The organism is Cellulomonas sp. P4_B5_2 (assembly GCF_056402235.1).
The window spans coordinates 1-8556 of sequence record NZ_JBFUHU010000161.1; the positions used below are offsets into that span (position 1 = coordinate 1).

Consider the following 8556-nt stretch of genomic DNA (forward strand, 5'->3'; position numbering starts at 1 on the left):
GCACGGGCGGGGGGTTCGGGGTCACCGACTCCGGGCGCGCGCAGGTCGTCCCGTTCCTGGTCCTCGGCGCCCTCGTGGTCGCCTCGCCGTTCGTGCTGCTGCCGTGGCGGCCCGCACGGCGACCGCGGCTGGTGGTCGCCGCCGTCGTCTTCGTGGGCTGGCTGGCGCTCACGGGCGTCCCGATCCTGCTCGCGTGGCGCTCCGCGGCCCCGCCGCTCTGACCAGGTCCTACGGGTTGACCCAGGCGTCCTCGCGGGCGCCCAGGTCACGCACGTGCGCGGGCAGCTCCCCGGACACCAGCGCCGCGAGCGTCACCTGGTCGAGCACGTCCCGCACGCTCACGCGCAGAGCGACCCACACCCGCAGCAGCGCCTGCGCCGACCCGCCGTACTCGAGCTCGGTCGGCCGCTCGTCGCGCACCGTGACCAGCGGACCGTCGACCGCGCGGATGACGTCGGCCAGCGTGATCTCGTCGGCGGGCCGCGCCAGCCGGTACCCGCCGGACCGCCCACGGACGCTGGACACCACGCCGCCGCGGCGCAGGTCACCGAGGATCCGCTCCAGGAACGCGACCGGGAGCTGCTGCCCGGCGGCGAGGTCGTCCGCCCGCACCGGGTCCCCGTGAGGGGACGCCGCCAGCTCGGCGCACGCCCGCACCGCATAGTCCGCCTTCGCCGAGACCCGCATGCCGCTGATTCTGCCGTGCAGCGGAGCGGGGATGGCTCCCCGGAATACCCCATGGGGGTATCGTGTTGCGCAAAGAGCACCCGCTCGACGACGAAAGAGGCCCCCATGCACGGCTACACGGACGCCAAGGACGACTACCTCAAGCGCCTGCGCCGGGTCGAGGGCCAGGTCCGCGGCATCGCCCGGATGGTCGACGAGGACGTGTACTGCATCGACATCCTCACCCAGGTCGCCGCCGTCACGAAGGCCCTGCAGGCCGTGAGCATCGGCCTGGTCGAGGACCACCTCGCGCACTGCGTCGTCGACGCCGCCCGCCAGTCCCCCGAGGAGGGAGCGGCGAAGGTGAAGGAAGCCTCCGACGCCATCGCCCGCCTCGTCCGCAGCTAGAAGGAGCACCTCCCATGAGCACCAGCACCATCACGACCACGTTCGGCGTCGACGGCATGACCTGCGGCCACTGCGTCTCCGCGGTGACCTCCGAGCTGTCCGCCCTGCCGAGCGTCAAGGACGTCACGGTCCAGCTCGTCGTCGGCGGGTCGTCGACGGTCTCGGTCATCTCCGACGCGCCCCTGGCCGACGACGCGGTCGCCTCGGCGGTCGTCGAGGCCGGCTATGCCGTCACCCCGCGGAGGTCGTTGCTGTGAGCGAACGAACCGTCGATCTCGCGATCGAGGGCATGACCTGCGCCTCCTGCGTCGCGCGCGTCGAGAAGAAGCTGAACCGGCTGCCGGGCGTCGAGGCGACCGTGAACCTGCCGCTGGAGTCGGCGCACGTCCGTGTGGACGGGCCGACCGCCACGGACGAGCTGGTCGCCGCCGTCCGCGCCGCTGGCTACGACGCCACGGTCGTGCGCCCCCCGCACGAGCACCACGAGGGCATGGACCCCGTCGAGCACGCCCTCTCGGGTCACTCGATGGCGCCCGGCCACGACATGGACCCGGCCGAGGACACCTCGGCCCCGACCGACGCGCGCGGTACCGAGCTGCGCAGCCGCCTGCGGGTCGCCGCCGTCCTCACCGTGCCCGTGCTGCTGGTCTCGATGATCCCCGCGCTCCAGTTCACCGGGTGGCAGTGGGTCGTCGCCGCGCTGGCCCTGCCCGTGGTCACGTGGGCCGCGTGGCCGTTCCACCGTGCCGCGTTCCGGGCCGCCCGGCACGGCGCCTCGACCATGGACACACTGGTGTCGATCGGCATCATCGCCGCGAGCGCCTGGTCCCTGTGGGCTCTGCTGTTCGGTGGCGCCGGCGAGCTCGGCATGACCATGACCCCCACGCTGTGGCCGCGGGCCGCCGAGGAGATGGCCGTCCCGGAGCTGTACTTCGAGGTCGCGGCCGTCGTCACCACGTTCCTGCTGGCCGGCCGGTACGCCGAGCACCGGTCCCGCCGCCGTGCCGGCGACGCCCTGCGCGCGCTGCTGGACCTGGGCGCCAAGGACGTGTCGCTGCTGGTCGGCGGCACCGAGCGGCGCGTGCCCGTCGACCGGCTCACCGTCGGCGACGAGTTCGTCGTGCGACCGGGGGAGAAGGTCGCCACCGACGGGGTGGTCGTCAGCGGCACCTCCGCGCTGGACACCTCGCTGCTCACCGGCGAGCCGGTGCCGGTCGACGTCGGCCCCGGCGACGAGGTCACCGGCGCCACGATCAACACCTCGGGCGCGCTCGTCGTGCGGGCCACCCGCGTGGGCGCGGAGACGCGGCTGGCACAGATCGGCCGGCTCGTCGCCGCCGCGCAGACCGGCAAGGCACCCGTGCAGCGGCTGGCGGACCGGATCTCCGCGGTGTTCGTGCCCGTGGTGCTGGTCCTCGCGCTCGGTACGCTGGCCGCCTGGTTGCTCACCGGCTCGGGCGTGCAGGCGGCGTTCACCGCTGCGGTCGCCGTGCTGATCATCGCGTGCCCCTGCGCCCTCGGSCTSGCCACGCCSACCGCGCTGCTGGTCGGCACCGGCCGCGGCGCGCAGCKGGGCATCCTCATCAAGGGCCCCGAGATCCTCGAGCAGACCCGCACCATCGACACCGTCGTGCTGGACAAGACCGGCACGGTGACCGAGGGCCGCATGGCGCTGGTCGACGTGGTGGGCGAGCCCGAGGTCCTGCGCTACGCCGCCGCGGTCGAGCAGCTCGCCGAGCACCCCATCGGCCAGGCCATCGCGGTCGCCGCCGGACGCACGGACGGACCGACCGGGGGCGACGGCGTCATCATCGGCTCCGACCAGGTGCACGACTTCCGCGCGGAGGCCGGTCACGGCGTCTCGGGCGTGGTCCGCACCGCGCACTCGGGAGTCGGGCTGGGTCGTCGTGTCCTCGTCGGCAAGCCCGCGTGGCTCAAGGAGCAGGGCATCGACCCGACCGACTACCAGGGTCCGTTCGACGCCGCCGAGGCCGACGGTGCCACCGCGGTCATGGTCGCCTGGGACGGCTCGCCGCGCGGCGTGCTGGTCCTGCGCGACCCGGTCAAGCCGTCCTCCGCGCAGGCGGTCGCCGAGCTGCGCGCCCTGGGCCTGCGGCCGGTCCTGCTCACCGGGGACAACGAGGGCGCGGCCCGGGCAGCCGCACGCGAGGTCGGGATCTCCGCGACCGACGTCATCGCGCACGTGCTGCCCGCCGACAAGGTGGCGGTCGTCGCCCGGCTGCAGGCCGAGGGCGCACGCGTCGCGATGGTCGGCGACGGGGTCAACGACGCCGCCGCCCTGGCCACCGCCAACCTCGGCCTGGCCATGGGCACCGGGACCGACGTCGCGATCGAGGCCGCCGACATCACGCTGGTCCGTGGCGACCTGCGATCTGCCGGCGACGCGATCCGGCTCTCCCGGCGCACGCTGCGGGTCATCAAGCAGAACCTGTTCTGGGCGTTCGCCTACAACGTCGCCGCGATCCCGCTGGCCGCCCTCGGCCTGCTCAACCCGATGATCGCGGGCGCTGCGATGGCGCTCTCGTCGGTGCTGGTGGTCGGGAACTCGCTGAGGCTGCGACGGTTCGAGTAGGTCTCAGCACGGCTCTCAGCCCACCGCGTACAGGGGGACGAGGGCCACGCCTCCGACGAGCGCGAGGATCCCCGGGTACCGGTGCCAGGACGTGACGGTCCGGTCCCGGTCCCTGCGGACGTAGCGCGGCACGTCGTAGGCGCTCCGGCTCGGGCGGACGTGCACCGGCCTCGTCCGGAGCAGCCAGAGGTACACGGCGCCGAGAGCCATCCCGAGACCGCCGACCAGGGCGGCCGCGGCGTCGAACCACGCCGTCCACCCGCCCGCACCTGCTCTCCGGGCAGCCTCCGCGATCCCGACCACCACGTAGGAGCAGCCGAGGGCCGCAGCCGGCAGCCCGACCACGACTCCCGGGTTGCGCCAGTAGTCCTCACTGTCGATGTGGAAGATCCACTCCCCGACCACCACCAGTCCGAGGCCGCTCGCCGCCGCGACCACCGCGACCACCGCGAGCATCAGCGCGAGGACGTCGGTCACGGACATCGCTTCTCGGCACCTCGGTTAGGGGACGGGGCACGACTCCGACAGTCGGGCGAGGTCACCGTACCGGTCCGTCTCAGTGGAACCGGCGGCCCTCGTCGCGGCGGTACGCCGTCACGGCGAGGGCCGCGAACACCACCGTCCACGCGAGGATCACCACGAGAGCCCCCGCGTAGGCGTCATACCCGGTCACCGCCTGCACGGCCAGGTCGCGGGCGGCCCGCGACGGCAGGAACTTCGACAAGGCATCGAGCCACGCGGGGAACGCCTCGGGCGGCAGGAACAGTCCCCCGGCGAACGCGAGCGGGAACAGGGTGGCCTGCACCACCGCGATCGCGGCCTTGGAGCTGAGCCGGTACCCGATCGCCAGCCCGAGCAGCAGGAACGGCACCGCCACAGCGGGCACCATCGCGATCGCCGCGATCGCCTGGGCCGGGGTGAGGGTCGCCGCGGTGAGGAACGCGCCGAGCAGGACCAGCGGCACCAGGGCGAGGTAGGACCAGAGCACCCCGTTGAGCACCCGGCCGACCAGCCGCGGTCCGGCGCCGGCGGGCAGCGTGCGCAGGAACGGGTCGAACGGCATCGCGCGGTCCTCGGAGACGCCGACGCCGAACGAGAACAGGCACGTGGACATCACGGCGAACACCCCGAGCTGCGCGATCGCGGCGGTGGCGATCCCCGGGTCGTCGGCCACCGACCGCTGCGGGATGACGAAGAACAGCAGGGCCAGCGACGGGAACAGCAGGTTGCCGATCACCGCGATGGGGATCCGCACGGTCTCGAGGAACTGGAACCGGGCGTGCAGGACGGCCAGCGACCAGAACGGGCGTGGCGCGAGAACGGTGCTCATCGGACGACCTCCTCCTTCTGCGTGAGCGTGAGGAACGCCTCCTCCAGCGAGGCGCCACGGACCTCCAGGCCCTCGAACGGCACGGCCTGCTCGACGAGGGCGCGAACGGTCAGGTCGGCGTCGGACGCGAGCACCGTCCAGCGCCCGTCGGCCCCCTGCTGCGCGCTGGCCGCTCCGGGCAGCCGCGCCAGGTCGACGGTGTCCCCGACGGGCACCGAGAAGATCACGCGGCGCAGTCCGACGAGCCCGAGCACCGACGTCAGGGTGTCGTCGGCCAGCACGCGGCCCTCGCCGATCACCACCACGCGCTCCGCGAGCGCCTCGATCTCCTCGAGGTAGTGGCTGGTCAGCAGCACGGTCGCGCCGTCGGCGTGGTAGTCGCGCAGCGCCTGCCACAGGATGTGCCGCGCCTCGACGTCGAGCCCGGTGGTCGGTTCGTCGAGGAGCACCAGCCGCGGCCGGCCGACGAGCGCGAGGGCCACCGCGAGCCGGCGCTTCTGGCCGCCCGACAGGCCACCGGTCTGCCGCCCGGACAGGTCCTCGAGCCCGAACCGGGCGAGCACCTCCGCGCGCGTCATGGGGGCGGGGTAGTGCCCGGCGACGAGGTCGACGACCTCCCCGACCGTGAGTGTCGGCGGCAGGCCGGTCTCCTGCGGGGTGGTCCCGAGCGCGATCCGCGACGACGCGTCCCGCGGGTTCCCGCCGAACAGCCGGACGGTGCCGGAGTCGGCCCGGCGCAGGCCGCTGACCAGGCTGAGCAGGGTGGTCTTGCCCGCGCCGTTGGGTCCGAGCAGCCCGACGAGCTGCCCCTCGCCGACGCTCAGCGACACGTCGTCGAGCGCGGTCACCGCCCCGAACGTGCGGGTGACGTGCTCCAGCTCCACGACGGCGGTCATGACGTTCCTCCCAGCAGTGAACGCAGCGTCTGCGTGTACCTCTCGAACGCCAGCCGTCCGGCCAGCGTCAGCTCCACGTAGGTGGCCGGGGTCCGGCCCTCATGGGTCTTGGTGATCCTCACGTAGTCCGCCTCCTCGAGTCGGCGCAGATGGGTGGACAGGTTCCCCGCGGTCATGTCGAGCAGCTTCTGCAGCCGCGGGAAGGAGATGCGGTCGTGCGCACCGAGCGACGCGAGCGTGGCCACGACCCGCAGCCGGGCCTGCGCATGGATGACGGGGTCGAGCGGCTCCTCAGGCACGGGACCGGATCCGCGTGACGAGGCCGAGCGCGAGCATCCCGCCACCGCCCGCGAGCGCCATGACCAGGTAGGACGCCGGCAGCCCGGTGAGCGCGGCCGCCGCCCCCACGAGCGCCATCCAGCCGCCGACCAAGTACATCCCCCTGTCGTCCCACAGCAGGCCCCCCGCGAGGTAGAGCAGCCCGACCACCAGCGCCGCGATCGCGTTGGCCGCCAGCCCGGTCACCTCGTCCGACGCCCCCGCCCGGCCCAGCCCGGCGACGATCAGGCTCTGCGCGGTGAAGCCGATCGGCCACGCCCAGCCGTACAGGGCGCCCTGACGTGCGCCGGCGCCGGCGATCCCGTGCGTCCTGCGCAGCACGTGCACGATCGTCAGCACCACGGCCACCAGGCCGAGGCCGATCGCGACGACCACCGCGAGCACCGACGGGCGGCGGTCGTCGCGGGCAGTCAGCCACATCGCGCCGTACCCGAGCAGCCACGCGGTGCCCCAGAGCCCGAAGATCCAGGTGCTCGACGGGCGGGTGCCCTCGGCACGCGCGCGTTGGGCGGCGATGATCGCGAGCGCGTCGGCCGGGTCCGGTGCCTCGTCCGGACCGGCGGCGGCTGCGTCGCGCGGCTGCTCCGGTGTCATGCCTTCCTCCTAGGTTTGCGACACAAAGTAGTTTGTCTCGTCCCGACGCGCAAGGGGGTTGCTCAGGTCCGGTCCAGCCGGCGTCCAGGCTTGCGGCCTACGCTGCGAGCCATGACTGCGCCGACGCCCGCCGACGCGACCCCGGACGACCTCGCGGCTCCGGTGCTCACGGCCCCGCCGCCCAGCCAGCGCGCGTACCGCCGCCGGCTCACCACCGAGATCTGGATCGTCCTCGGCCTGTCGCTCGGGAAGTCCGGCCTCTACGCGGTGGTCAACATCATCGACCGGCTCACCGCCGGTCCCCCGCTGGCGGACCAGTCGACCACCCTCAACCCCAGCCGCTCACCGCGCCCGTGGCTCGACCTCACCTACCAGCTGCTGCAGATCGGCTTCGCGCTGGTCCCCGTCGCGCTCGCCCTCTACCTGCTCTCGGCCAACGGGAAGTCGGCGGTGCGACGCATCGGGCTCGAGCTCACGCGGCCGTGGCGTGACCTCGCGGTCGGCGTCGGCCTCGCCGCGCTCATCGGCATCCCCGGGCTCGGCCTGTACGCGCTCGCGCGGGCGCTCGGGCTGGCCGTCGAGGTCCAGGCGTCGGCCCTCAACGCGGCCTGGTGGACCATCCCCGTGCTGCTCCTCGCGGCGCTGCAGAACGCGCTGCTCGAGGAGGTCATCGTCGTCGGGTACCTCATGGAGCGGCTGCGCGAGCTGCGCTGGAGCGCGCCGGCCATCGTCGTCGCGAGCGCCCTGCTGCGCGGCTCGTACCACCTGTACCAGGGCTGGGGCGCCTTCGTCGGGAACGCGATCATGGGCCTGCTGTTCGCCGAGTACTACCGCCGGAAGCGCCGGGTGATGCCGCTCGTGATGGCGCACACGATCATGGACATGGTCGTGTTCGTCGGCTACGCGCTCGTCCCTGCCGCGCTGCTCGCGGCGATCGGGCTGAACTAGATCGTCGCCGACCCCTTGTCGAGCTGGTGGGCCAGCTGCTTCGTCGCGAAGCCGCTGACGATGAGCACCACGCCGCCGACGAAGGCGAACAGGCCCAGCAGCACGACGATCACGCTCACCGACGTCTGCGGGTTCATGATCAGCAGCAGCCCGAACAGGAACGCGATCAGGCCGAACGTCAGCACCCAGTACCAGCCGATGTCGCGCGACCGGTACAGGACCACCGAGGCGATGATTGACAGGACGCCGAGCACCAGCACCCAGAGGGCGATCAGGTAGAAGATCACCTGCGCGGTCGGCCCGGTCCACACCACGGCGGTCACACCGAACGCGATGCCGACGAGGCCCGAGATCAGCCACCAGCCGGCGCCCGGCTCCTTGCGGTTGCCCAGCCACTGCGCGATGGCCACCAGCCCGTCGATGATCGCGAACACCCCGAACACCCACACGAGCGCCTTCACCGTGCCCAGCGGCTGCACGAGCATGAACAACCCGAGGATCACCAGCACCACGCCGCGCAGGATGGGGAGCCACCAGATCCGGCGGAGCGCGGACGAGACGTCGGCGGTGGTCAGGTCGTCGGACATCGATGCCTCCAGCTGTCAGGACGAGGGGTCGGAACAGCAGCGTCCTGCTCCTCACGCTAGTGGAGGATCCGGACGAAGCACCTCGACGCGCACAAACGCTTACCGGCAGGTCACGCGACCTACCGAGCAGGTCCGGCGTGGCTGCCTAGACTCGCCCCTATGCCCGCGACGCCCGCCAGTCGCGCAGCGGCAGAC

12 protein-coding genes are annotated in these 8556 nt (G+C 73.0%); 5 read left to right on the forward strand and 7 right to left on the reverse strand.

Translation table 11 applies throughout. From position 1 onward, the window contains the following. Window positions 1-221, forward strand: a 221-nt coding sequence (locus AC1DUQ_RS12695; protein WP_477073899.1) for a hypothetical protein, incomplete at its 5' end; no start/stop codon positions are given. 7 nt (window positions 222-228) lie between these two features. On the opposite strand, the gene AC1DUQ_RS12700 is transcribed toward AC1DUQ_RS12695, so the two are convergent. Beyond that, complete coding sequence (locus tag AC1DUQ_RS12700; RefSeq protein WP_477059379.1) at window positions 229-687, reverse strand: RrF2 family transcriptional regulator; 459 nt, start codon at window positions 685-687, stop codon at window positions 229-231. Window positions 688-792: 105 nt separating this feature from the next. Here AC1DUQ_RS12700 and AC1DUQ_RS12705 point away from each other — a divergent pair, with 105 nt between their 5' ends. From AC1DUQ_RS12705 to AC1DUQ_RS12715, 3 genes are read left to right on the forward strand one after another with little or no spacing between them, the layout of a single operon-like run. Continuing rightward, window positions 793-1074, forward strand: coding sequence for a metal-sensitive transcriptional regulator (locus AC1DUQ_RS12705; RefSeq protein ID WP_056086768.1), 282 nt, complete (start codon window positions 793-795; stop codon window positions 1072-1074). A gap of 14 nt (window positions 1075-1088) precedes the next feature. Continuing rightward, a complete protein-coding gene (locus tag AC1DUQ_RS12710) occupies window positions 1089-1331 on the forward strand; it encodes a heavy-metal-associated domain-containing protein (protein ID WP_477059380.1) in 243 nt (80 codons plus the stop codon). Window positions 1332-1363: 32 nt separating this feature from the next. Beyond that, on the forward strand, window positions 1364-3667 hold the full coding sequence (locus AC1DUQ_RS12715) for a heavy metal translocating P-type ATPase (RefSeq protein WP_477073900.1): 2304 nt from the start codon (window positions 1364-1366) through the stop codon (window positions 3665-3667). 15 nt (window positions 3668-3682) lie between these two features. Here AC1DUQ_RS12715 and AC1DUQ_RS12720 read toward each other — a convergent pair whose 3' ends face one another. From AC1DUQ_RS12720 to AC1DUQ_RS12740, 5 genes are all read right to left on the reverse strand, one after another. After that, window positions 3683-4144 carry a hypothetical protein gene (locus AC1DUQ_RS12720; protein WP_477059381.1) on the reverse strand — a complete coding sequence of 154 codons (462 nt, stop codon included), beginning with the start codon at window positions 4142-4144 and terminating at the stop codon, window positions 3683-3685. 79 nt (window positions 4145-4223) lie between these two features. Continuing rightward, window positions 4224-4997, reverse strand: a complete 774-nt coding sequence (locus AC1DUQ_RS12725) for an ABC transporter permease (protein ID WP_477059382.1) — start codon at window positions 4995-4997, stop codon at window positions 4224-4226. Continuing rightward, window positions 4994-5893, reverse strand: a complete 900-nt coding sequence (locus AC1DUQ_RS12730; protein ID WP_477059383.1) for an ABC transporter ATP-binding protein — start codon at window positions 5891-5893, stop codon at window positions 4994-4996. The genes AC1DUQ_RS12725 and AC1DUQ_RS12730 overlap by 4 nt, the downstream gene beginning before the upstream one ends. Beyond that, window positions 5890-6192, reverse strand: coding sequence for a transcriptional regulator (locus tag AC1DUQ_RS12735; protein ID WP_477059384.1), 303 nt, complete (start codon window positions 6190-6192; stop codon window positions 5890-5892). The genes AC1DUQ_RS12730 and AC1DUQ_RS12735 overlap by 4 nt, the downstream gene beginning before the upstream one ends. Then, entirely contained in the window at window positions 6185-6826 is a 642-nt protein-coding gene (locus tag AC1DUQ_RS12740; protein WP_477059385.1) for a hypothetical protein, read from the reverse strand. Before AC1DUQ_RS12740 ends, AC1DUQ_RS12735 begins: the two co-directional genes overlap by 8 nt. A 111-nt stretch (window positions 6827-6937) precedes the next feature. Here AC1DUQ_RS12740 and AC1DUQ_RS12745 point away from each other — a divergent pair, with 111 nt between their 5' ends. After that, on the forward strand, window positions 6938-7774 hold the full coding sequence (locus tag AC1DUQ_RS12745) for a CPBP family intramembrane glutamic endopeptidase (RefSeq protein WP_477059386.1): 837 nt from the start codon (window positions 6938-6940) through the stop codon (window positions 7772-7774). On the opposite strand, the gene AC1DUQ_RS12750 is transcribed toward AC1DUQ_RS12745, so the two are convergent. Then, complete coding sequence (locus AC1DUQ_RS12750) at window positions 7771-8361, reverse strand: HdeD family acid-resistance protein (protein ID WP_477059387.1); 591 nt, start codon at window positions 8359-8361, stop codon at window positions 7771-7773. The genes AC1DUQ_RS12745 and AC1DUQ_RS12750 overlap by 4 nt on opposite strands. Window positions 8362-8556: the final 195 nt, after the last annotated feature.

Coding starts and splice junctions, on each gene's coding strand:
- AC1DUQ_RS12750 (WP_477059387.1), bottom strand. CDS start 8,361: ATGTCCGACGACCTGACCACCGCCGACGTCTCGTCCGCGCTCCGCCGG.
- AC1DUQ_RS12705 (WP_056086768.1), top strand. CDS start 793: ATGCACGGCTACACGGACGCCAAGGACGACTACCTCAAGCGCCTGCGC.
- AC1DUQ_RS12710 (WP_477059380.1), top strand. CDS start 1,089: ATGAGCACCAGCACCATCACGACCACGTTCGGCGTCGACGGCATGACC.
- AC1DUQ_RS12740 (WP_477059385.1), bottom strand. CDS start 6,826: ATGACACCGGAGCAGCCGCGCGACGCAGCCGCCGCCGGTCCGGACGAG.
- AC1DUQ_RS12725 (WP_477059382.1), bottom strand. CDS start 4,997: ATGAGCACCGTTCTCGCGCCACGCCCGTTCTGGTCGCTGGCCGTCCTG.
- AC1DUQ_RS12700 (WP_477059379.1), bottom strand. CDS start 687: ATGCGGGTCTCGGCGAAGGCGGACTATGCGGTGCGGGCGTGCGCCGAG.
- AC1DUQ_RS12730 (WP_477059383.1), bottom strand. CDS start 5,893: ATGACCGCCGTCGTGGAGCTGGAGCACGTCACCCGCACGTTCGGGGCG.
- AC1DUQ_RS12745 (WP_477059386.1), top strand. CDS start 6,938: ATGACTGCGCCGACGCCCGCCGACGCGACCCCGGACGACCTCGCGGCT.